Origin of the sequence: Caulobacter sp. 602-2 (assembly GCF_011043625.1) — a bacterium.
Taxonomy (GTDB): Bacteria; Pseudomonadota; Alphaproteobacteria; order Caulobacterales; family Caulobacteraceae; genus Caulobacter.
In genome coordinates this window covers 182,898-205,994 of record NZ_JAAKGT010000007.1, presented here as the reverse complement: position 1 = coordinate 205,994, position 23,097 = coordinate 182,898, and the positions used below count along the sequence as shown (strand labels likewise).

The window sequence follows — 23,097 nt, the reverse complement described above, 5'->3', positions numbered from 1 at the left end:
GTCGAAGCCGTCAGGCCTTGCCATTTTTGGCCTGACCACTTTGTTGCATAACCGAGATACTCAGACAAGTTATTGTTATGATCAATGCGATAAGCAGGTCGCGAGGTATCGGGCTATGACAGCGTTGACATAGGCGGAGAGGAATTCCGTCCGAAAGCTCAAAAACTTCGACGAAACAACGAACAACGCTCGCTCAGACGGCTTGGCCGGAGCGAGCGGTATGGCCACCTGCGGGAGCCATAAAAACTCCTACAAGTGACCGATGTTTTTCTGAAAGCGACCTGAAACGGTCGAATCGAGATGTCAGGCCTTGGCCCGGCCGGCGCTCGCATAGCCGCCGACCTCGGCCTCGTCGTCGATCACCCGGCCGGTTCCGTCCTTCACCTGGCCAAGGACGCGAAGGTCGACGGCGTCGCGATCCCAAGGCCGCGCGCCGGCGCCCGCCAGGACGTGACGCTCGACGGCCGAGGCCGGCAGGGCCTTCAGCCCTTCAGGCCACAGCGGCGCGGCCGGCAGGCGCCGAACCCGCGGCAGAGGCGTCGTCGGCAGCACCCGCAGGTCCGGCATCGCCGCCCCGCCGGCATAGGCCGCATGGTTGTCATGGGCGTAGAGGTCGAGATCGCCCTGCCCCTCCACGATCAGGAACGGCAGGTCGGGTCTGGTGGAGGCGCCGCCGCGCACCACGTTGCCGACCAGCGCCAGCTGGCCGACCTGCCAGGCCCGCCCCTCCCATTCGGGCGCGTTCAGCGCGTAGTGCATGGCCCGCGTGCCGGGGTCGTAGATCAGATTGTTGACCGACACGGCGTGCACCGCGCCCTTGAACAGCTGGTTGCGCTCCAGATTGTGGGCGTAGAGGTTGCCCGCGATCAGCACCTGCGTGGCGTTGTCGTGGATCAGCGTGCCCTTGGAGTGCTCGCCCTTGACGTGGCTGGCGTGCGACAGCCCCTCGGAGACGATGTTGTTGCTGAAGGTGATCCGGTGCGAGGTGCCGGCGCGCCAGGCCTCGACCGTGTCGCCGCCGTCGAACCGCGGCCCCGAGGCCGACAGGTTCTCGTCGGTGGCCCAGGCGATCGAGCAGTGGTCGACGATGACGTCGCGGGCCTTCCAGCAGGTGATCCCGTCCACCTCCCAGCCGCTGCGATCAGCCGCCCCGTCGCGGCCCGCCCGCACCCGCAGGTGACGCAGCACGACATCGTGGCTCTCGACCTGGACGCCCCCGCGGATGAACGTGATCCCCGGGGACGGCGCGGTCTCGCCGGCCACGGTCAAGAACGGCTCGCGGATGCGGATGCTCTTGCGGCCCAGATCGATGACGCCGGCGACGTCGAACACCACCTTGCGCGGCCCAGAAGCCTCGACGGCGGCGCGGAACGAGCCGGGGCCGTCGGCGGCCAGGGTGGTGACGCGCAAGGTTCGCCCGCCCTCCCCGCCCTTGTCGCTTGCCCAGCCCAGGGCGGCGAAGTCGGGGACGCCCGCCCGCGTCGCCGTCGGCGCCAGCAGCACCGCTCCAGCCCCGGCCAGCACCGTCCGGCGATCCATCGGCATCAGCTTGGACATCTTCATCGCCAGTTCCTGGTCGACATGAAAAAAGAAGCGGCGGAGGACCGCGAGATCCTCCGCCGAGGCCGCCTTCGAGCCCTGGGGAAAGCCGAAGGGGGTGGCCGCCGCGCGGAGGGGCGCGGCGACCAGTCTCGCGGCGCGCTAGTACTTGTAGCGCACGCCGATCCGGTAGTTGGGGCCGCTGCCGCCGTACGAGAGGATGACCGGGTCGTTGTAGACGAAGCGCTCGGACTTCTCGTCGGTGATGTTCAGCGCCTCGAAGGTGATGCTGACCTGCTTCATCGGCTGGTAGCGCATCGAGAAGTCGACGTTCATCGTCGACTTGGCCCCTTCGAACTCGTTGATCAGCGGGCCGTCGCAGGCCGAGCCGTTGGCCTGCAGGCCCGGGTCGCAGTTGCCCGAGGCGATCGGATACTTGGTGTAGTACTGGTCGCGCTGAGCCATCGAGACCCGGGCGTTGAACTTCTTGGTCTCGTAATAGACCGTGAAGTTGATCCCCTTGGGCGAGGAGCCCAGCCAAGGACCGGTGCCGTAGACCGGAGCCTTGGTCACCACGCCCGTCGTGGCGTTCACCGCGCCGGGGTCGAGGATGTACTTCAGCTCGGTGTCCAGCTTGGTCATGTTGAACTGGACGCCGAGGTTCTTGAAGTACCAGGGCAGGAAGGTGAAGTCCTGCTGGTAGCTGAACTCCCAGCCCTGCAGCACGCCGCCGGGCGCGTCGCGCACCTGGCGGGCCAACATCACGTTGTCGGCGTCGATGTAGGCGCGACGGAAGACGTCGCCGCCTGTCTCGCCCGGGAACTGCAGGCGCAGCTGGGCGATGGCGTCGGCGTCGAGGAACTCCGACAGCGGCGCCTCGTAGAAGACCGTCTGCGGGTAGGAGTCGATGTCCTTGCGGAAGTAGCCCAGGCTGATCAGGCCGCCTTCGGTGAAGTACCACTCGGCGGCGACGTCGAAGGCCTTGCCGCGGAACGGCGAGAGCTTCGGGTTGCCGACGGTCAGGGTGCCGCCGGTGACCGAGCCGTCGCCCGGAATGCTGACGCCGGTGACGGCCGGCGACAGGTTGCCCAGCAGCGGTCGGGCCATGACCTTGGCCGCCGCGACGCGGATGTAGAGGTTGTCCAGCGCCTCCCAGGTCAGGTTACCGGACGGCAGGGTGTCGGTGTACTTGTTCTCGCCGCGGATCGGACGGCCGGCCGTGGTCTCGCCCAGCGACTCCACTTCGGTCTCGGCCTGGCGGACGCCGAAATTGCCGAACAGACGGCGACCGCCCCAGACCTGATAGTTGAAGCCGAACTGGGCATAGTAGGCGAGGTTCTTCTCGGCCACCTCGAACGAGGCCGAGCGGTTGCGCTTCCGGGTGATGCGGAAGTCGCCGTACTTGTTGATGCAGTCGCAGTCGAAGCCGAACACGCTGCTGAAGGCCTCCAGGTTCGGCGCATAGAAGCGCGTGGTCGAGCCTTGCGGCACGTCCAGCCCCTGGCCGAACTCGATGACCTGGCCCAGCGAGGCGCTGGTCACCCCGGCCTCCTTCTCGGTCGGGTTCAGCAGGTCGTTGTTGCGCTCGTACTGGTCGGTCGAGAACTCGTACTTGCGGCCGGTGACCCCAAACTTGATCGTCCAGTTGTCGTCCAGCTCGTAGGCGACGTCGATCTTGCCGCCGTTATAGGTGTTCAGGGTGTTGCGCTTGTAGTGGCGCATCCCCGAGAAGCCCTTGACGATGCCCCACTTGTTGGGATCGGCCGCATCGAACCCGGCGTCGAAGCGCGGCATGCCCGAGGCCCCGCGCTCGTCGAAGATGAAGGGCTCCTGGGCGTCCATGTAGTTGAACTCGACCAGGGTGCCAGTGTTCTTGTTCTCCGATCGCGAGGCCCCGTACGAAGCGGTGGCCTTGAGCTTGTCGCTGAACTCGTGGGTCAGCTCGGCCGACACCTGGCGGAAGTCGGTGGTGTAGGCGCCGCGGTCGGCGCCCGAGCGCCAGTCGACATTGCCCAACTTCAGGTACTCGGCGTTCTGGCCCACCACCTCGGCGTCGAGCAGCTTCACCGACGGGCGGCCGATCAGGTCGCCGCGGAACGGCAGGCTGGCCGCGGGGCCCGCGTAACCGGGCGAGGACGGGTTGGTGTAGTACTCGTACGGATCCAGGTTGTAGGGGTTGTAGCTGTAGGTGTAGCCGCTGACCGGGTTCTGGCCGTAAAGCTGCTGGCCGCAGTCCTGACCAGGGTTCAGGTCGGTCTCGGCCGTGAAGGTGCAGCCGCCGGGATAGAGCGCGCGACGCTGGGCGTCGGTCATGGCGGTGCCGGCGCGCGCCGTCGCGGTGGGCGTGTTGGCCCCGTACGAGTAGCTGGCGTTGGTGTTGTTGCGGTTCAGCCCCACCGGCGACAGCTGGTAGTTGGTGCTGACGCTCTCGAACCGCGAATAGAGGCCGTCGACCGTCAGCTTGGTGCGCGGGCCGATCTCGAACTGGAACGCGCCGGTCAGGCCCAGGCGCTCGGTTTCGACGTCGCGCTGGGCGATCGACGGCAGGGCCGGAAAGCGGATCTGGCTGTCGTTGCAGCCCGGCGAGGTCGGGGTCAGGCCGGTCACCGGCTGCCCGCTGGTCGCCGCGCAGTTGGGATAGAGCTTGGCGTAGGCGGCCGGGTCCGATCCCGTCATCTCCGCATAGGCCAGCGGATTGGCCAGCGGGTTGTAGTAGTTGGCCGGATTGGCCTTGTAGGCGTCCAGCGCCGCCCCCGTCAGGGTGGTCGGGATCAGGGCGGTGAACACCGTGCCGGTCGGCGCTGCGAAACCCGCCCGGCCCGGCAGTTCGTCGCCCGTCCAGGTCGAGCCGCGATAGACGTAGTCGGACGAGCCGCCGCCGCGGGCGTAGGTGTCGTCCTCGGAGGTGCGCTTGGCGTAGGCGGCCGACAGCAGCAGGCCCACGCGCCCGTCGAACCAGCGGTTGGAAACCAGGCCCGTGATGCGCGGGCTGTGCTTCTTGCCGTTCTCGTAATAGCTGTCCTCGGCCGACAGGGCGAAGGCGCCCTTCTTGTAGTCGAACGGGCGGCCGGTGATCAGGTCGACGGTGGCGCCCAGCGAGCCCTCGTCGGCCTCGGCGGACGACGACTTGCGCACCCGCACCGAGCTGAACAGCTCCGAGGCGAAGGCGTTGAAGTCAAAGGCGCGCGAGCGGTTGGGGCTGGAGCCGGAATCGTTGCTGGCGCCCGTCGACAGGGCCTCCATGTTGTTGATCCGCACCCGGCTGAAGTCGCCCGACAGGCCGCGCACGCTGATGGTGCGGCCCTCGCCGTTGTCGCGGTCGATCGAGATGCCCGGCAGGCGCTGCAGCGACTCCGCCAGGTTGCTGTCGGGGAAGTCGGCGATGTCCTCGGCGTTGATGGCGTCGAGCATCACGTCCGAGTTCTTCTTGGTGTCGATGGCGCTGCGCAGGGCGGCGCGATAGCCGGTGACGACCACCTCGCTGACCGCGTTGTCGGTGATCGGCTGGTCGGCCGGCGGCGGCGAAGCGGCCTGGGCCAGGGCGACGGCCGGCGTCAGCAGCGCGGCCACCGTCAGGCTCGAAATTCCGGCCAGCAGCCGTGTGCGCGGCGGCGCCTTGCCCATCTTGTGCTTGGTCATCCCTATTTCCCTCCCAATTGTTGAGCGCGTCGCTCCGGACGCGTCGGCTTTGGCGCAAGCGCTCCCGTTCGCCGCGCCAGGGGCGCGGCGGCGAGAAAGCCCACACTGATCTCTTGGTCTTCACGGACGGCGGCTGGCCGCCGTCCTGGTCTCGGCTCTAGGCGCTAGACATCGTCGCTCACCCTCCAGGGCTCGTGATCGGATCGGCCGCCAGCCAGTCCAGCGCATTGCTCAGCCAGCGCGTCTGGAGAGGGGCGACCATGTCGGGCAGGCGATGGACCAGCACCCTCGCCGCGCCCTTGCGCGCGGTGAAGCTGGCCGCGCCGTTGTGGCGGTCGTGATCGCGGCTGTAGGCGGCGATCACCTCGACGTCCTCCCCGTCGACCAGCAGGCCGTTCGAGGGCTGGCCCTCCACCTGGTGCAGCACGCTCATGGCCATGTCGGACGGGATGCCGGCGAAGGTCGGATGGCGCCGCACATAGTTCCAGTTGCCCATCCAGGGCGCCCGCAGGCCGCCGACCTGGCCGGCGTAGGTGAAGAGGCCAAGACCAGCCAGTTGCCTGGCCACGCCCTCGGCCAGGCCGTCCTCCTGCACCACCGCCAACAGCGGCGTTCCGCTCGACACCGCGGCCAGCACCTCGAGTGGAAGCTCGCCCAGGACCAGTTGCGGCTTCTCGCCCTTCTTGGGCTGGGCCTCCAGGCCCGTCTGCTCGCCGACCTGGCGGCGGACGATCTCGTCGGCCTTCAGGCCCGAAGCGACGATCCCGTCGTAGCGGACGCCGGCCTTGAAGTCCTCGACCGTGACCCCGACCTGCTTCTCCAGCTGGCTGCGCAGGCTCCTGGCGACGCCGGAGACGGCGACCTTCAACTTGCGACGCGAGCCGCCGACCGGCGCGGCGACCCAGACCTCGCGGTCGGACACCACCTCGCCCTTGCCGGCGAGGGTCAGGCGGATCACATGCCGCCCTTCCCGCTCGAAGGCTGGCGCGCGCACGCTCTCGGCTACCAGCCACGACATGCGGTCGGCCTCGTGCGGGGGCGCTCGCCAGCGCCCCGCCGCTCGCGCCGCGCCATCCGGCCCGACGATGCTGAGCACCAGATCACCGACGACCGGCCCGCCGGTGTCGTTGAACAGCCACAGATCCAGTTCCGCCGCCTCGCCCGGCGCGTAGGCCAGCCTGCGGGGCTTGGCCACGGCCAGGGCCGGCCGCAGGCTCTGGCTCATCAGAACCGGATCAGCCTTGAAGCCGCGCAGGGCGTCGACGATCCCCGAATGGTTCTCGATCGCCGTGCTTTCCCAGCCCGAGATGGCCGCGACGTCGACAGTTTCGCCCAGGCGGATGTTCTCCAGATAGTTGCGCCAGGCCTCGTAGGCCTTGCGCCCGACCGACAGGAACAAGGCCTCGGTGGTCGGGAACGCCTTGCGGAAACCCCAGCGATCCAGATAGGCGCTGGTGGCCTCGACGATGACCTTGTGGTCCTCCAGGTCGTAGCTCTTGCCGCCCTTGGCCAGGATCTCGGCGACCATGGCCACGTGGTTGTCGGCCACGGCGCAGCCCTGCATCTCGCCGAACTCGACGATGAAGGGCTTGCCCTTCTGCATGTGGATGTAGTCGTCCTTGGACGCGTAGAACTTGTCGTACCACTGGTCGCCGGCGCCCTGGTGCTCCACCCACCAGCCGCCCCATTCCTCGACATCCGAACGGAAGTAGTGGTCGTTGTACGGCAGGTACATCGCCTGGGCCGCGCCGCGCTTGACGAAGCCGTCGTTGAGGATGACCGCGCGGCTGGGATCAAGGTCGTGCATGGCCTTGAGCACGAACTGCACGTCGGGATTGGCCAGGTTTGCGCCGATCTCGTTCTGCAAAGTGTAGTGGGCCAGCGACGGATGCGAACGGAACGCCCGCACCATCGCCTGGCACTTCTCGACCATGAACTGGCGGCTGAACGCGTCGGCGGGATTGAGGCTCTCGCCCGGCTTGAGGTCGCGACCGATGGCATGGCGGCCGCCACCGGGCTCCATCACCCGCAGCAGGCCCATCTCGTCCATCGCCTGGAAGACCTCGGGCTTGCCGACGTTGCGGTGGAAGTGCAGCGCGTTCAGGCCCAGCGCGTGGGCGGCGGCGACCTCACGACGCGCCAGCTCCTTGGTCGGCCACAGGCCGTTGAAGCCCCAGTAGCCCCAGGAGATAGCCGAATAGAGCCGGATGCGGCGGCCGTTGAGGCGCAGCAGGGCGTCGGTTCCCACACCCTCCACCCCGAACCAGCGGAAGCCGAAGCGCACCTCGCGCGTATCGACATCACGCCGGGCCTGCGCCCACGACAGGCGCAGGCGATGCAGGCGCGGCGTATCGAGGTCCCAGAGCTCGGCCTTGGGCGCGGTGACCAAGAACCGGGCCCGCAGGCGGCGGCCGCCCTCCAGGGTCTCCAGCCCTTCCAGCTTGATGTCGGCGGCGACGCTTGCGCCCTTGTCGTCGACGAGGGTCGCCGAAGCCTTGGCGCGCAAGCCTTGCGGGTCGGCGACCGGCTGCTCCAGCACCACGTCCATGAAGGCCGTGATGGTGCGCGGCTGCGGGGTGTTCAGCACCCAGGCGTCGTCGATGCGGGCGGCCAGCGGATGCACGCTCAGCGTCATGCCGCGGTCGAGCCCGCCGAAGCCGTGCGAGGCGAACAGCTTCACCTTGCCCCAGACCATGGTGGTGCTGTCGCGCCAGTCGAAGCGGCCGCCGGGATTGGTGATGCGGATGGAAAGACGGTTGGCCTGGCCCGGCTTCATCGCCGCCGTCAGGTCGCAGGCGAACGGCAGCTCCGACATGATCGAATAGCCGACCAGCCGCTCGTTGAGGAACACCTCGGCCCGCAGCCGCGCGCCGCGCAGGTTCAGCAGCACCCGCTTGCCCCTGGCGTCGGCGGGAATGTCTATCGTCCGCGACCACCAGGAAACGCCCTTGTAGGCGCCGTAGCGGGGCACGTCGTCGTCCTCGGCGTAGCGGTACTCGTCGGCGCCGTAGGGGCGCGAGGCGAACCTGCCCCAGAAGTGCTCCTCGACCGTGGTCGGCAGGCTGACGGTGATGGCGTCGGATGATCCGAGCGCGCCCCAGCCGCCGGTCGGCGGATTGACCGGCAGCGCCTTCAGGTCGACGGCGCTGGGCAGGTGCAGCGCATCGTCCTTCCAGGATGCGGCCTGGTCGATCCAGAGGCTCCAGCCCCCGTCGGGCACGGCCAGCAGGTCGTCGGCCGACGCCGGCGCGGCCATGCCGGTCACGGCCAGACCCGCGCCGCCGGCGGCCAGGAAGGAACGACGATCCAGCTTCACGGCAGCACCTTCCGGCCGGTGACGTCGAAGCGGGCGGAAACCCCGGCGGGCTTGGCCAGGCCCGGACGCGACACCGGCTGCCCGCCGCCGATCCAGAGGTCGACCGGACCGGCCTCGACGGCGCGCACGCCGGCGGCGTCGACGACGCTGAGCGCCGAAGGATCGAGCTCGAAGGTCAGGGTCTTGGTCTCGCCGGCCTTGAGAGCGATCCGCTGGAAGCCCTTCAGCGAACGAATGGGCGCGCCTGCCGCGCCGCGCGAGACATAGAGCTGCGCGACCTCGTCGCCGTCGCGGCCGCCGGTGTTGGCGACATCGACACTGATCTTCATCGCTTCGCCGGCCTTCACCGACCTGGCCACCTTCGGCTGGCCGTAGGTGAAGCGGGTGAAGCTCAGCCCATGGCCGAACGGATAGAGCGCCTCGCCGCCGAAATAGCGATAGGTGCGCCCGGCCATGCCGTAGTCCTTGAACGGCGGCAGCTGGTCGACCGAGCGATAGAAGGTCAGCGGCAGACGGCCGGATGGGCTGAAGTCGCCTGCGATCAGGCCAGCCACGGCGTGGCCGCCCTCCCCGCCCGGATACCAGGCCTCAACGATGGCCGGCAGCTTCTCGTCAGCCCAGTTCACGGCCATGGCCGAACCGTTCATCAGCACCAGCACCACGGGCTTGCCGGTGGCGTGCAGGCCTTCCAGCAGGCTCTGCTGCGGCGCGGGCAGGTCGATGCGGGTACGGTCGCCGCCGGCGAAGCCCGGTGCGCGGACCGACATCTCCTCGCCTTCCAGCTTGGCGGTCAGGCCGCCGACAAACAGCACCAGATCCGCGTCCTTGGCCGCGGCGATCGTGGCCTCGGCGCCCTGGCTGGGCTTGCTCCAGGTCAGGCGCTGGTCACCGCGATCGCCGTCCTGCCAGGCCTCGACAGTGATGGCGTGCGACCGGCCCGCGGTCAGGGCGACAGCGCCCTCTGGCGTGGCGTCGACGGGGCGCTTCCAGGCGTCGACCACGACCTTGCCGTCGACGATCACCCGATAGCCGCCTTCGCCCCGCAGGGTGAAGCGATGGACGCCGGTCTCGGTCGGCTTGAGGAACCCCGTCCAGCGCGTCGAGGTCTGGCGCTTTTCGCGCTGGGGACGCCCCCACCCGACCTGGACGTTGGCGGCGCTTTCGACCTTGGCCTCACCGGCCAGGTCCAGACCCTGGAAGGTCTCGAGCTTCACGCCCTTGGCGACGCAGGCCGCGTCGGCGCAGAGCGCGTCATTGGGCAGGGTGTTCATCGGCGCGCCGACCAGCCCCGTCCCCTCGACGAAGGTCACGTCCGCATCCGGATAGCGCGCGCGGATCCCGGCCAGCACCGTCACTGGCCTGGAGGGCGTGCCGTTGTAGTTGCCGACCAGCGCGTCGAGGCTGTCGGCGTTCGGACCGATCACCGCGATGCGCCTGGGCGCGGCCTTCAGCGGCAGCAGGCCGTCGTTCTTCAGCAGCACCATCGAGGCCTGGGCCGTCTTCAACGAAAGGGCGCGGTTGGCGGGCGTGTCGTTGTCGGCGGGCTTGATCTTCGAATAGGCGACATTAGCCGGCGGATCGAAGAGACCCAGCTTGATGCGGGCGACGAACAGACGACGAACGGCCTGGTCGAGTTCCGCCTCGGTCAGCAGCCCCTTCTGCACCGCCTCCACGATCGGACCGATCTCGGCGCTCTTGTTAAGCCCGAACTCGGCGCAGATCAGGTCGGTGCCGGCCTTCAGGCTCACGGCCACGCCTTCGGCCGGCGTCTTGGCGTAGTTGTGCGAGGTCGGCAGGAAGACGTCGGCGATGGCGGCGCAGTCCGAGACCACGTGGCCCTTGAAGCCCCACTTGCCGCGCAGCGTGTCCTTCAGCAGGAAGTCGCTGGCGCAGGCCGGCACGCCGTCGACGGCGTTGTAGGCGCACATGACGGACTCGACCTTGCCGCGCTTCACCAGCGCCTCGAAGGCCGGCAGGTAGGTGTCGGCCAGATCGTGCTTGCTGGGATGGATGTCGTCGTGGTGTCGGTCGGCCTCGGGTCCGCTGTGCACGGCGAAGTGCTTGGCGGTGGCGGCGGTCTTGTAGTGCTTGGGATCTTCGCCCTGCAGGCCGTGGACGAAGGCGACGCCGAACTCGGCGGTCAGGTGCGGGTCCTCGCCCCAGGTCTCCTGTCCTCGACCCCAGCGCGGATCACGGAAGATGTTGATGTTGGGCGACCAGACGGTCAGCCCCCGATACTGGCCGGAGCTTCCGTCAGCGCCGCGCTTTTCGACGTACTTGGCGCGAAACTCGGTGGCGATGGTGTCGGCCACGTCCTGGATCAACGGAACGTCCCAGGTGGCGGCCATGCCGATGGCCTGTGGAAACACCGTGGCCTCGCCCGCGCGAGCCACACCGTGCAGGCCCTCGCTCCACCAGTTGAAGGCGGGCACGGAAAGGCGCGGAATCCCTGGCGCGGCATGCTTCAGCTGGCCGGCCTTCTCCTCCAGGGTCATGCGCGAAACCAGATCGGCGGCGCGAACCTCTGGCGACAGCGTGACGTCATGGAAGGCGTCGGCGCCCGCCAGGGCGACGGCCGGCGCCGACGCCAGGGCCAACGCCAGCAACGAGACCACGCCGAAGCGACGGCTGCGGACGGATACGCTCATCAAACATCGCCTCGAGAAGAGTTCAGGTCGCGCAACAGCTTGCGATCGGGCCGGTAGACGACGGCGCGCTCGCCGCCGAGATCGGCGCGAACCCCGCTCATCGGATTGACGAGGCCGTAGCGGCGCTTGTCGCGGATTTCGAAACGCCCGACGCCGGGCAGGTCGACCACCTTGCCCTCCAGCAAGGCCTCGCGGATCTGGCGGCAGAGAGAGCGGGTCAGCATGTCGCCCACATCCGCCTGGAAGACCCGGGCGATATCGAGGACGGGCTCTTCGGCGGGGCGCTCACCGCCTGTGGATCGGCCGCGCGATGTCGCGCTTGAGTCGCGCGCAGAGCTGTTCATCGAACCGCCTCCCCTTCCCATGCCGCGGCCTTGTCGACCGTCTCGCCCGGTTAGCCACCGGTGTCATGATTGAAATAAGCATGTCGCAATCGACACGAAAAGAGAAAAAGGTACCGGTAACTTAAATAAATGCGGAGAATTTATCCGCCTTTCTTCCCGACACTAAACGACGTCCGGCAAGCAGCCATCCGCACAAGAAAAGTGTCGAGGACGCATAATTTTTCGCAGTCCATTGATCGGGCGGACTTTCGCCAGCATCGTCCGGCCAACCGGCGAGACCGGATGTTTGGGGAGACCCCGTGTCGAGGGCGGAGCGGCCAGAGGCTCGCGGCGACGATGCAGAGCATTGGGCCGAGCAGTGGAAAGACCGATCGGCCTATCGGCGCACCTATGCCCAGGACTGGGGCGACCTGTGCGCCTTTCTGCGCGCGCGGTTCGGCGCGGGCCCGCCCGACCCCGAGGATGTCGCCCAGCAGGCCTTCCTCAAGCTGGGGGAGCGCCCTTCCGACCGATCGCTGGAAAGCCCGCGCGCCTTCGTGTTCCGCGTCGCCATCAACCTGACCCTCGATGGCCGCCGTCGCCGCCAGCGCGCGGCGCGTCTGCTGGACGCCTCCACCCAGGCCCTGGAGCCGGACGATGCGCCCGACGTCGAGCGCGCCCTGATCGCGCGAGACGACCTGAAACTACTTGAGAAGGTGGTCGCCGGTCTGCCTGACCGGCACCGCCGCTATCTGGCGGCCAGCCGCATCGAGGGCCTCAGCTTCGCCGAGATCGGGCGGCGCGAGGGCGTCTCCGAAGCCCTGGTGCGCAAGACCATCGACGAGACCACCGCCGTCTGCCAGCGCGCCCTGGCGCGCGGCGCCATTGACTACAAAGCCGACTACAGGGGCCTGTCGCGTGAACGCAACCGTCGATCCTGACTCGCCGATCGGCCAGGAGGCCCGGGCCTGGGCCCTGGCGGTGTTCGGCGAGCCGTTCCCGCCGGAGCGCTCGGCCGCGCTGCGTCGCTGGCTGGACGCCGACGAGACGCACCAGCGCGCCTACCGGGAAGCAGAGGCCGTCGTCCTGGCCCTGAGCGAGCTGAACCTCATGGCGCGGCCGACCGAAGCCGCCAGACGCCTCGCCCCCAAGCGGACGGCGGCCTGGATCGGCGGGGTGACAGCGCTGGCCGCCTGCCTGGTCGCCGCGATCTTCGTCGCCGGCCCGCCAGCTCCGCTGGAAAGCGGCGTCCAGGCGCGACAGGTCGCCCTCGAGGACGGCAGCACGGCCGTCCTGGCCCCCGGCAGTCGCCTGGCCCAACCGTCGCGCTGGAACGATCGCCGATACGTGCTGGAACGCGGCGAGGCCTTCTTCAGCGTGCGCAAGGCCGACGGCCGGCGTTTCCAGGTCGCGGTGGGCCAGGCCGAGGTCGAGGTGCTGGGCACCCGCTTCGACGCCCGGCAAAGCGCAAGCGGCCAGGTCCGCGTGGCGGTCGAGGAAGGGCGCGTCGCCGTCTACGAAGGCAAGGCCCGGCGACAGGTCGCGCGCCTGGGCGCGGGCGACTACGTGATCGTCGAGAAGGGCCAGGCCGAAACGGGCCGACTGTCCGCGCCCAACCAGGCCGCCGCCTGGCGCGCCGGGAGGCTGGCCTATGCCGACGCCCCGCTGGGCGACGTGATCGCCGACCTCGCCGCCAGGGGACACGGCGACCTCGCGGTCACGCCGCGAGCGGCGGCGCTGCGCGTCACCGCCAGCTTCCAGCTCGAACAAGCCGACCGCTTCATCGCCAGCCTGCCCGACATCCTGCCGGTCAGCGTCAGCACCGCCGACGGCCGGCGAACCATCGACGTTCGCCCCGAAAGCCCGTCTCGGCCGCGATGAAGGTCGTCCCCGCGATCGGGGTCATGGCCGCCGTCTGGCTGGCGACCGCGCCGGCCCTGGCGGCCGCGCCCGAACGGCGCTTCGCCTTCGACCAGCCGGCCCAGCCGCTGGCCACCGCGCTGCTGGCGGTGTCGGCCCGGACCGGAGCAGTGATCGCCGCCCCCGCGGCGATGACGGCCGGCCGCCGCGCGCTGGGCCTTTCGGGATCGATGCCGCTCGGCCAGGCCCTGCGAACCCTGCTGGCCGGCTCGGACCTGGACTTCTCGATCTCGGCCTCGGGCGTCGTGACCCTCAGACGCCGGACCGAGGCGATCGCCACCGCCCCACCCTCGCCCGTTCGCCTCCTGCCTCCGCAGCCCGACGAGCCCACCCTCGTCACGCCGATCAGCGTGCTGGCTCGCCCTCTGGCCGAACCCACGGCGGAACAGGCGCGCGACGCGCCGGCCCAGGTCGACGTGCTGCTGGAGGATCAGCTTCGCGGCGCCGGCGCGCTCGGCCTCGGCGACGCCCTGCGGCAAATGCCGGGCGTGACGGCCGGCCCGGAAGCCGGCGAGGCGCGCCAGATCGCCGTGCGGGGCGTCGGCGGCCGCTTCACGCGGGTGCGGGTCAACGGCATGGAGACCCTGGCCACCTTCGGGGCCAGCAACGCCGTGGGCGGCACCAATCGCGGGCGGGCCTTCGACTACAACATCTTCGCCGCCGACCTGTTCAAGCAGGTGCGCCTGCAGAAGACCGCCTCGGCCGACGTCGACGAAGGCTCGCTCGGCGCGACGATCGACATGCGCACCCGCTCGCCTCTGGAACTGCCCGACCGCCATGCGGTGCTGATCGTCGAGGGCGGCTACCAGACCCTGTCGCGCGAGGCCCAGCCGCGCGTATCGGCGGTGCTGTCGCGCAGGGACGCCGCCGGCAGGCTCGGCGTGCTGGTCTCGGCCGCCTATTCGGGCCGCTCGGTGGTCGAGGCGGGCGCCAGCGCCGGCCAATGGGAGACCGGCCTCGCCGTAGCCCCGGGTTTCGGCTCGGTCGCCGCGCCGCTCGACCTGGCGAGCGTCAACGCCGCCCTGCACGCTCGCATCCCCCGGCTGGAGCTGATGGAGATCAATCAGGATCGCCTGGGCCTGACGGGATCCCTAGAATGGCGCCCGGACGAAGCCACCCGCATCGCCCTGGACACGATCTACGCCGAGCTCCGCTCCAGCCGCCGCGAGAACCTGCTGGAAAGCTTCACCTTCCGCACGCCCGGCGTCTGCGGAACGCCGCCGGATCCGCGCTGCGGCATCAACGCCGTCAAGGTCACGCAGGCGGACATCGCCCTGTTCGGTGGCCGCAAGCCCGTGCTGATCGCCGGCGGTTTCGACGATGTCGACGTGCGCTCCGAGGCCCGCCGCGACGAATTGAACACGATCTTCCGCCAGACCACCCTGGCGGCCACCCACCGGTTCCGCGACGGCCTGGAAGGCCGCCTGCTGGCTGGGTTCAGCCGCTCGGACTTCAGCAATCCGGTCCAGCAGACGCTCTATCTTGAACAGTTCGACGTCGACGGCTTCGCCTACGACTTCTCGGACAGGGATCGCCCCGCGTTGAACTTCGGCAACGCAGCCCTCGCTTCACCCGACGCCTGGACCATCAGCGAGTTCCGCTCCGATCCCAACTGGGTCGACAACAGCTATCGGTCGCTGGCGCTGGACCTGGAGAACCGCTCGGGTCCGCTGGACTGGCGCGTGGGCCTGCTGGCCAAGACCTACCGCAACGTCGGCTCGGCGCGCATGCGGTCCGACGGCGGCATCGGCAACATCAACGCCCAACTGCCCGCCGGCCTGCAGGCGTTGCCGTTGGCCGACTACGTCCGCCTCGTCGGCCAGGGGATCGACTTCGGCGTCGCCGGCGCGCCGGAGCGATGGCTGGCGATCGACACGACCGCGGCGCTGGCGGCGGCTTGCGCGCGGGACGGATGCACGGACTTCACGCTCGGCCCAGGCCCGGTCGCCGGTTTGAACTACGACGTCACCGAGCGTTCCGACGCGGGCTTCCTGCAACTGGCCCTTCCCCGCTCGCCTTCCCGCAGCTTCTGGGGCGAGGTGGGCCTGCGCGTGATCCACACCCGGCTGGACGCCGCCAGCCTCGATGTCGGGCAGGACGCGGCAGCGCGCTGGACCCGTGCCTCGAGCGACTACTGGTCCACCCTGCCGTCGCTGAACCTCGCCTGGAGCCCCTCGTCCGACGTGGTCATTAGGTTCGGCGCGGCAAGAGTGATGGTGCGGCCCGACCTGATCAGCCTGCGCCCCGGCGTCAGCGTATCGACCACCGGCGCCAAGTCGGCCTCGTCAGGCAATCCCGACCTGCGACCCACGCGCGCCGACGCCTTCGATCTGTCGGTGGACTGGCGCCCGCGTCCGGGCGTGCAGCTTTCGGCGGCGATCTACCGCAAGACCATCGCCACCACGGTGCAGGGCACCAGCACCCGCCCAGCGCCCTTTTCGGCCAATCCGTTCGGACTGCCCGACAGCGTCGCGGCCGCCGCCTGCGGCGCGGCGCCCGATTGCTCGCCCGGCCTGCCGATCTGGCAGTTCTCGCGGCCGATCAATTCGGGCCCGGGTCGGTTGACCGGCATGGAGGTCTCGTTCCGCGCACCGCTCGGCGAGGCCTGGAGCGTGCAGGGCGCAGCGGCCTACACCCGCACGGTGGTGCGGCTGCTGGACCAGGCTGGCGCCTGGGTCGACATGCAGGACGCCCTAGGCGCGCCGCGCGTGGCGGCCAATATCGGCCTCGCCTATCAACGGCCCGGCCTGGAAGCGCGCGCCGCGCTCAGCCATCGCAGCCGCTACCTCGCCACCATCCCGGCCCCCAACGGCGGCGACGTCGACGGGGTGGACCCGCTCACCACCCTGGACGCCGCCGCGCGCCTGACGCTGTCGCCGCGCCTGACCCTGACCGCCGAGGCCGCCAACCTGACCGACGCCTACCAGCGCCAGTTCAGCGACCGCACGCTCATTCCGACCTATCGCCACCACACCGGGCGCGAGTTCCGGCTGGGCCTGCGCTGGGCGATGTAGTCACGGCGCTCATCGGCGCCGATGACCGCCGCTCAACGACCAGTGCCTCATAGAATGCTGCAGAATTACTCATAAGGATCGCCGACCATCGGCGCACATTCGCAGACGAACTGAATACCCATCAAATTCAATGCACAAACAAATCTTCCGTCAGCACTGGAAGATGAGCCTAAAGCGAACGCAGTTTTTCTGAATACCCACAGAGGCCGAGGCGGCACCCGAATACCACTCGGAGGCGACGCGATGCGCCGCTCTCCTTCTTTGGCGACTTCCCCGCGTTCACTTCCGGCCGCCGCTTCGGCGGCGGCCGCTTCTTGGGGAGGTTCTGGTACGGGGCGTTCTCAAACTTGGTCAGCCGCCGCTCGTTCATCACTCGCGCCTTCGCTCTTGGAGGCTTCGCCGCCGGCCATGCCGCGCTCCAAGGCCTGGGCCTGACATCCGCCGCCTTCGCGCAGGACGCGCCGGACCTGCCGCGCGACTTCGGCAAGGGCCGCTCGGCCATCGTGCTGGGCGCCGGGATCGCCGGCCTGGTCGCCGCCTACGAACTGGAGCGCGCCGGGTTTTCCGTCACCGTGGTCGAGGCCCGCGATCGCGTCGGCGGCCGCAACTGGACCATCCGCGGCGGCGACCGCGTCGAGACGCTGGAGCGCCCCGGCCAGACGGCCGGCTTCTCGCCCGGCCTCTATTTCAACGCCGGCCCCGCCCGCCTGCCCAGCCATCACCAGGGCGTGCTGTCCTACGCCAAGGCCCTGGGCGTGCCGCTGGAGGTCGAGGTCAATTCCAGCCGCAGCAGCCTCCTGCAGTCCGACGCGGCGTTCGGCGGCAAGCCGATCCAGCAGCGCCAGGCGATCAACGACCTGCGTGGCGGCCTGTCCGAACTGCTGGCCAAGGCAACGCGCGGCGGCGGCCTGGACCAGGAACTGACCGCCGCCGACAGGGAGCGCCTGCTGGCCTTCCTGAAGACCTATGGCGACCTCGACGCCGGCGGCGCCTACAGGGGCTCCGAACGGTCCGGCTATGTCACCGCGCCCGGCGCGGCCGACCAGCGGGGCGTCGCCCGGCCGCCGCTAGCCCTGCGCGAGCTGCTGTCCGACGAGACCCTGCCCTACGCCCTGTTCGAGGAGAACATCCTCATGCAGGCCACCATGCTGGAGCCGACCGGCGGCATGGACGCCATCCCCAAGGCGCTCGCCAAGGCGCTGAAGGGCCCTGTGCTGCTGGGCGCCGAGGTCACGGGCTTTCGCCAGACCTCGCAGGTCGCCGAAGTCGCCATCCGTGATCGGAGGAACGGCGCCGCGCGCAAGCTGACCGCCGACTACCTCGTCGTCACCGTGCCGCTGCCGGTCCTGGCCAGGATCGCCAACGACCTGCCGGGCGAAGTCCAGGCCGCCGTCGCCGAGGCCAAGTATGACAACGCCACCAAGGTCGCCTTCGACGCGCCCCGTTTCTGGGAGGCCGAGCAGATCTATGGCGGCCTGTCGTTCGTCGGCGGCGAGACGACCCTGGTCTGGTACCCCAGCGGCGGCTTCCACCAGCCGCGCGGCCTGCTGGTCGGCGCCTACACGGTCGGCGCAGCGGCAAGGGCCTTCCAGGCGCGAGGCTTCGATGACCAAGTCGCCGTCACCCGCGCGGCGATCGACAAACTTCACCCTGGCAAGGGTCGCGAGCTCGCCGCGCCGCTGGTGATCGACTGGAACCGCCAGGCCTTCACTCTCGGCCCGTGGATCCACTGGGAGGCCGACGGCAACGACCCGGCCGCCTATCGCCTGCTGAACCAGCCCCAGGGCCGGATCTTCCTGTCCGGCGCCCACCTCTCGCAACTGCCCAGCTGGCAGGAGGGCGGCGTCGCCGCCGCCCGTCGCACGGTCGGCCTGATCGCCCAGCGCGTCCGCGCCGATCGCCTCACCCTTTCCCGAACGGAGACCCGTCCATGATCCGCAAGCTCGCCTTCGCCCTTGTTCTGACCGCCGCCTTCGCGGCGAGCTCGGCAAACGCCGCCGAGATCCGCCGCGCGCCGTCGTCGGGCGCGATCGCCATCACCCCTTCGGTCGCCGTGCCGGCCGGAACCGAGCTCGTCTTCCTCAGCGGGGCCCTGCCGGCGATCGCCGACAAGACCAGGCCCGGCACGACCGAGGAACAGACCCGCTCGGTGCTGTCCAGGCTGGAAGCCGCGCTGAAGGCCGAGGGGCTTGGCCATGGCGACGTGGTCAAGGCCACCGTCTTCCTGGTCGGCGATCCGGCCAAGAACGGCGAGATCGACTTCGCGGGCCTCAACAAGGCCTGGGCCGAGGCCTTCGGCACGGCCGCCCAGCCCAACAAGCCTGCGCGCAGCACGGTGAAGGTGGCGGGCCTCGTCCTGCCCGGCGCCCTGGTCGAGATCGAATTCGTCGCCGCCAAGACCCGCTGACGGGCCGCGCGACTTTCCAAGTCTGCGTGACGGTCGCTGTCGGCCGTCACGCCGAAGAACCCGCCGCGCGACGGGGCCGCTTCCCCGGCCGATCGCGCATCCCAACAATCTGAAGCTTTCATCGGGGGATAGGATGAAAACCCAAATTCTGGGCGCGTCGGCGCTCGCCTTGACCACGGCCCTGTGGGGTGGGATCGCGGTCGCCGATCCTGCGCCGGAACCGGCCGCGCCGGACGTCGCCTCGGTCGAGGCCGTGATCGTCACCGGCACCCGCCAGAGTGGCGTCCGCGCCGTCGACAGCGCCGCGCCCGTGCAGGTCATCGGCGACGAGGCCCTGGCCCGCACCGGCCAGACCGACCTGCGCCTGGCGATCAGCAACCTCGTGCCCTCGTTCACCGCCCAGGCCTTCGGCGGCGATGCGGCCAACCTGACCCTGTCGGCGCGCCTGCGCGGGGTCAGCGCCAACCAGACCCTGGTTCTGATCAACGGCAAGCGCCGCCACGGCACCGCCAACCTCGCCGTGCTGGCCGGGGCCTATCAGGGCTCGGCGGCGGCCGACCTCAACTTCATCCCGACCGCGTCGATCGCCCGCATCGAGGTGCTGACCGACGGCGCGGCCGCCCAGTACGGCACCGACGCCATCGCCGGCGTCATCAACATCATCCTCAAGGACGACGACCATGGCGGCAGCGCCTCGGCGACCGGCGGCGCCTACTACGAAAGCGACGGAGAGACCTACAGCCTGTCGGCCAACGCCGGGTTCGCGCCCGCGCCGGGCGCTTACGTCAACGTCACGCTGGAAAACCGCTTCCACGACTTCAGCTTTCGCGGCGCCCCGGACGCGCGGGTGATCTCGGCCTCGGCGGTCACGGCCAATCCTGGCTGGCCCTCGGCCCTGCCCGGCTATCCGTACGTGAACCGCATCGCCGGCGACGCGCGCTACCAGCTGACGTCGGGCACGGTGTCGGCCGGGTGGAAGGCCAGCGACCAGTTCGAAGTCTACGGTTTCGGCACCTACGGCGTGAAGAAGGCCACGGCCTACGAGAACTATCGCCTGCCCAACCGCCTGCCGGCGATCTATCCGAAGGGCTTCAGCCCGATGCTGGAGACGCTGGAGACCGACTACGCCCTGACCGGCGGGATCAAGGGCCAGGCCTTCGACGTCTGGCGTTACGACCTCTCCAGCACCTACGGCCGCGACGACCACGAGGTGCGGGTGCGCAAGTCGGCCAACCTGCAGCTCTATGCCGACACGGGCGCCACCCCGACCGAGTTCCACGCCGGCGACTTCGTCTCGACCCAGTGGACCAACAATCTCGACGTCAGTCGCGAGTTCGAGGTGGGCTGGGCCTCGCCGCTCACCCTGGCTCTCGGGGCCGAACAACGCAGCGAGACCTACCGGATCGGCGCCGGCGACGCGGCCGCGCGCTACAAGTCCGGCTCGCAATCCTATCCCGGCTTCGCGCTGACCGACGCGGGCAAGCACGAGCGCGACAGCTGGGCGGTCTATGCCGACCTGGCCGCCGCGCCGATCGAGAACCTGAAGCTGGACTTCGCCGTCCGCCATGAAGACTTCAGCGACTTCGGCTCGGCCGACATCGCCAAGCTGACGGGCCGCTATGACTTCACCCCGGCCTTCGCCGTGCGCGGCACGGTCAGCAGCGGCTTCCGCGCCCCGACCCTGGCCGAGCTCTATTACTCGGCCACCAACGTCTCGCCGACCACCGCCTTCGTGCAGTTGCCGCCGGGCTCGGCCGGCGCCAGGCTGCTGGGCCTGGACGGGCTGGATCCCGAGAAGTCGACCAACCTCAGCTTCGGGATCGTGGCCGAGCCCCTGCCCCGGGTCTCGCTGACCATCGACGCCTATCAGATCAAGATCGAGGACCGCATCGTCGGCAGCGGCGCCCTCTACGGCAAGATCGGCGGGACGGTGGTCAATGCGGCCATCACCAACGCCATCACCGCCAACGGCAATGTGCTCGACCCCACCGTCGGCACCACCGGCATCAACCTGTTCTCCAACGGCCTGGACACCCGCACGCGCGGCGTCGAGATCCTGGCCACCACCTGGACCGATCTCGGAGACCTCGGGAAGATCGACTGGACCCTGGGCGTCAACGTCAACCAGACCAAGGTGACCCGCATCGCCACGCCGCCTTCGGGCCTGGGCAGCGCGGTGCTCTACGATCGGGCGGCGATCGCGTTCCTCGAGCACGCCTCGCCGCGCTACAAGGCCAACCTGACGGGGGTCTACGCCAAGGACCGCTGGACGGTGAGCCTGACCAACACCCTCTATGGCCCCGCCTGGGCCTATACCAACGTCAACGGGACCTACTTCAAGGACCGCATCAAGGCCCACCTGATCACCGACCTGGAATTGACCTACGCGGTCACCGACGCGGTGAAAACGTCGATCGGGGCCAACAACCTGTTCGACATCTATCCCGAGAACCTGAACCCGGCGGGCACGGCCGCCTCGATCGCGGCCGGCAATCCGGGCGTGGCGCTGTATCCCAGCTTCTCGCCGTTCGGGATCAACGGCGGCTATTACTATGCCCGCGTGACCTACGGCTTCTGACGGCGCGGGACCTTCGGAGCGATCCGGAGGTCCCGCCCTGTTCAGCGATAGCGATAGAACTTCACCCGCTGGATCTGGAACTGGTCGGGCGACAGGCGGATGTGCCGACCCTGGTGGGTCTGATCGCCGTTGAGCAGGCGGCCGGCGACCCAACGCCCGTCCGCGCCGAACACCCCCTCCTCGGCCTTGTCGATCCCGGCCAGCGCCGGCCCCTTGCCGGCCCCGGCGAAGGTGACGACGATCCCACGGCCGGCGATCAGGTACTCCTCAGGACCGGTCTGGATGATCAGCCCGCCATGGGTGGCGGGCTTCTGCGCGGCCTTCGGCGTCCAGGGATCGATGAAGCCGACCTCGAAGCGATAGTCGCCCATCACCTGGGCGACCGGCGCGTCCTGCACGGTACCGTCTTCCAGCACCCGGGGCTTGAAGCCGGCCATCGTCGCCTTGCCCTGGGCGGCCAGCAGCGCCGGAGTCAGCTGATGCAGCACGCCGTAGGCGTCGGCGATGGCCTTGTGCTCCTCGGCGTTGACGCTCTCGATGGCGAAGGGCGAGAAGCCCAGGGCGTCCAGCTTGCCGAAGGCGTAGAACGCGTTGGCCGGGGTCTCGGGGGCGCTGGCGTTGTTGGCCTCGGGCACGAACAGCGCGTTGTCGGGCCGCACGAAACGCGCGGCCAGATCGTTGAAATTCGGGAAGTAGATGTCGGGCGACAGCAGATCCAGGCTCGGCGTGCCGGCCTTCCACACGTCCAGCAGGTGCGGCAATGGCCCGCCGCTGGGATATTCGCCAGGCTTCTTGCCGGTGCGGTTCAGCGCCGCGTTTACGTACATCGGCAGCGGATAGACCGCCTTGCCCGCGGCGGTGACCGCCTCGGTGTAGCGGGCGTAGGACCAGGCGGTGAACACCTCCTGCCCGGCCTCGTCGGCGCCGAACACGGCGGCCCAGGAGCCCTTCTCCTTAGCGCCGTTGCGACGCCACAGATCCCGCAACTCCGGCTCGATGGCCTCGCCGCCGGTCTTCAGCTTCTGGATCAGGGCCGTCGGAACCTGGGCGCCATAGGCCGCGTCGGCGGCGGCGCCATGCTCCCGGGCCGAGGGCAGCATGCCGATCTCGTTCTCGACCTGGACCATCAGGACGGTGCTGCGCTCGCCGTCGACCTTCTTCAGGTGCGCCAGCAGCGCGGCGTAGGCTTTTGCGTCGGCGGCGCGGGTGTTCTCCGAGAAAGCCGACAGGATCTCGATCGACGAACCGTCCTGCGCTCTCACGCGCGGGAAGCGGGCCTGGTCGCGCTTCACCCACGCCGGGACGTAGGTCGACATGCTGTTCTTCCAGGCCCCGAACCACAGCAGGACGAGCTTCATGTCCTGGGCGCGGGCGTCGGCCAACAAGTCGTCGACGCTGGAGAAGTCGTAGACGCCCTCCTTCGGTTCGATCAGCTCCCAGGAGACCGGCGCCAACACGGTGTTGAGGTTCATCGCCTTCAGGCGCGGCCAGTGCCGGGCCATGTAAGCGCGGCTAGAGGCGCTGGAATTGCCCAGCTCCCCGCCCAGGATCAGCATCGGCTTGCCGTCGACGACCAGCCGGGCCGAGGTTCCGTGCTTTTCGAGACGCGGGATCTCAGCCGCAGCGATGCTCGCCGCCAGCAGGGCGGCCGTAGCGACGCTCGCACCGAGCCAGGCGCCGAAACCTCTCATCGCAAAACCTCCCGATCCCAAC

Annotated in this window: 12 protein-coding genes; 6 read left to right on the top strand and 6 right to left on the bottom strand. The window is 69.3% G+C overall.

Going from position 1 to position 23,097, the window contains the following annotated elements:
• Window positions 1-303 precede the first annotated feature (303 nt).
• The 5 genes from G5B46_RS15850 to G5B46_RS15830 all read right to left on the bottom strand — a co-directional run bounded on the left by G5B46_RS15850 (window position 304) and on the right by G5B46_RS15830 (window position 11,486).
• Window positions 304-1,563, bottom strand: coding sequence for a pectate lyase (locus tag G5B46_RS15850; RefSeq protein ID WP_165260192.1), 1,260 nt, complete (start codon window positions 1,561-1,563; stop codon window positions 304-306).
• A gap of 138 nt (window positions 1,564-1,701) precedes the next feature.
• On the bottom strand, window positions 1,702-5,178 hold the full coding sequence (locus tag G5B46_RS15845) for a TonB-dependent receptor (RefSeq protein WP_165260190.1): 3,477 nt from the start codon (window positions 5,176-5,178) through the stop codon (window positions 1,702-1,704).
• 178 nt (window positions 5,179-5,356) lie between these two features.
• A complete protein-coding gene (locus G5B46_RS15840; RefSeq protein ID WP_165260188.1) occupies window positions 5,357-8,494 on the bottom strand; it encodes a sugar-binding domain-containing protein in 3,138 nt (1,045 codons plus the stop codon).
• Window positions 8,491-11,142, bottom strand: a complete 2,652-nt coding sequence (locus G5B46_RS15835) for a glycoside hydrolase family 3 C-terminal domain-containing protein (protein WP_165260186.1) — start codon at window positions 11,140-11,142, stop codon at window positions 8,491-8,493. Before G5B46_RS15835 ends, G5B46_RS15840 begins: the two co-directional genes overlap by 4 nt.
• Window positions 11,142-11,486, bottom strand: coding sequence for an HU family DNA-binding protein (locus G5B46_RS15830; protein WP_165260184.1), 345 nt, complete (start codon window positions 11,484-11,486; stop codon window positions 11,142-11,144). The genes G5B46_RS15835 and G5B46_RS15830 overlap by 1 nt, the downstream gene beginning before the upstream one ends.
• 299 nt (window positions 11,487-11,785) lie before the next feature.
• On the opposite strand from G5B46_RS15830, the gene G5B46_RS15825 reads away from it, so the two are divergent.
• From G5B46_RS15825 to G5B46_RS15800, 6 genes are all read left to right on the top strand, one after another.
• Entirely contained in the window at window positions 11,786-12,406 is a 621-nt protein-coding gene (locus G5B46_RS15825) for an RNA polymerase sigma factor (protein ID WP_165260182.1), read from the top strand.
• On the top strand, window positions 12,384-13,346 hold the full coding sequence (locus G5B46_RS15820; protein WP_165260180.1) for a FecR domain-containing protein: 963 nt from the start codon (window positions 12,384-12,386) through the stop codon (window positions 13,344-13,346). The genes G5B46_RS15825 and G5B46_RS15820 overlap by 23 nt, the downstream gene beginning before the upstream one ends.
• Window positions 13,343-16,399: a TonB-dependent receptor gene (locus G5B46_RS15815; protein ID WP_165260178.1), complete on the top strand. Its 3,057-nt coding sequence runs from the start codon at window positions 13,343-13,345 to the stop codon at window positions 16,397-16,399. Before G5B46_RS15820 ends, G5B46_RS15815 begins: the two co-directional genes overlap by 4 nt.
• Before the next feature lie 347 nt (window positions 16,400-16,746).
• Window positions 16,747-18,333 carry an FAD-dependent oxidoreductase gene (locus G5B46_RS15810; RefSeq protein WP_240903519.1) on the top strand — a complete coding sequence of 529 codons (1,587 nt, stop codon included), beginning with the start codon at window positions 16,747-16,749 and terminating at the stop codon, window positions 18,331-18,333.
• A complete protein-coding gene (locus G5B46_RS15805; RefSeq protein WP_165260176.1) occupies window positions 18,330-18,806 on the top strand; it encodes a RidA family protein in 477 nt (158 codons plus the stop codon). Before G5B46_RS15810 ends, G5B46_RS15805 begins: the two co-directional genes overlap by 4 nt.
• A 133-nt stretch (window positions 18,807-18,939) precedes the next feature.
• The gene (locus G5B46_RS15800) at window positions 18,940-21,384 is read left to right on the top strand and encodes a TonB-dependent receptor (RefSeq protein ID WP_165260174.1); all 2,445 of its coding nucleotides are present in this window, start codon (window positions 18,940-18,942) and stop codon (window positions 21,382-21,384) included.
• A gap of 41 nt (window positions 21,385-21,425) precedes the next feature.
• Here the strand turns inward: G5B46_RS15800 and G5B46_RS15795 are convergent, their stop codons facing one another.
• Window positions 21,426-23,075 (bottom strand): DUF5597 domain-containing protein, encoded by a 1,650-nt coding sequence (locus tag G5B46_RS15795; protein ID WP_165260172.1) that lies wholly within the window; start codon window positions 23,073-23,075, stop codon window positions 21,426-21,428.
• Window positions 23,076-23,097: the final 22 nt, after the last annotated feature.

Bases quoted from the DNA above. Each gene is read 5' to 3' on its own strand.
- G5B46_RS15850 (WP_165260192.1), bottom strand. From the start codon at position 1,563: ATGAAGATGTCCAAGCTGATGCCGATGGATCGCCGGACGGTGCTGGCC.
- G5B46_RS15845 (WP_165260190.1), bottom strand. From the start codon at position 5,178: ATGACCAAGCACAAGATGGGCAAGGCGCCGCCGCGCACACGGCTGCTG.
- G5B46_RS15835 (WP_165260186.1), bottom strand. From the start codon at position 11,142: ATGAGCGTATCCGTCCGCAGCCGTCGCTTCGGCGTGGTCTCGTTGCTG.
- G5B46_RS15830 (WP_165260184.1), bottom strand. From the start codon at position 11,486: ATGAACAGCTCTGCGCGCGACTCAAGCGCGACATCGCGCGGCCGATCC.
- G5B46_RS15815 (WP_165260178.1), top strand. From the start codon at position 13,343: ATGAAGGTCGTCCCCGCGATCGGGGTCATGGCCGCCGTCTGGCTGGCG.
- G5B46_RS15805 (WP_165260176.1), top strand. From the start codon at position 18,330: ATGATCCGCAAGCTCGCCTTCGCCCTTGTTCTGACCGCCGCCTTCGCG.
- G5B46_RS15800 (WP_165260174.1), top strand. From the start codon at position 18,940: ATGAAAACCCAAATTCTGGGCGCGTCGGCGCTCGCCTTGACCACGGCC.
- G5B46_RS15795 (WP_165260172.1), bottom strand. From the start codon at position 23,075: ATGAGAGGTTTCGGCGCCTGGCTCGGTGCGAGCGTCGCTACGGCCGCC.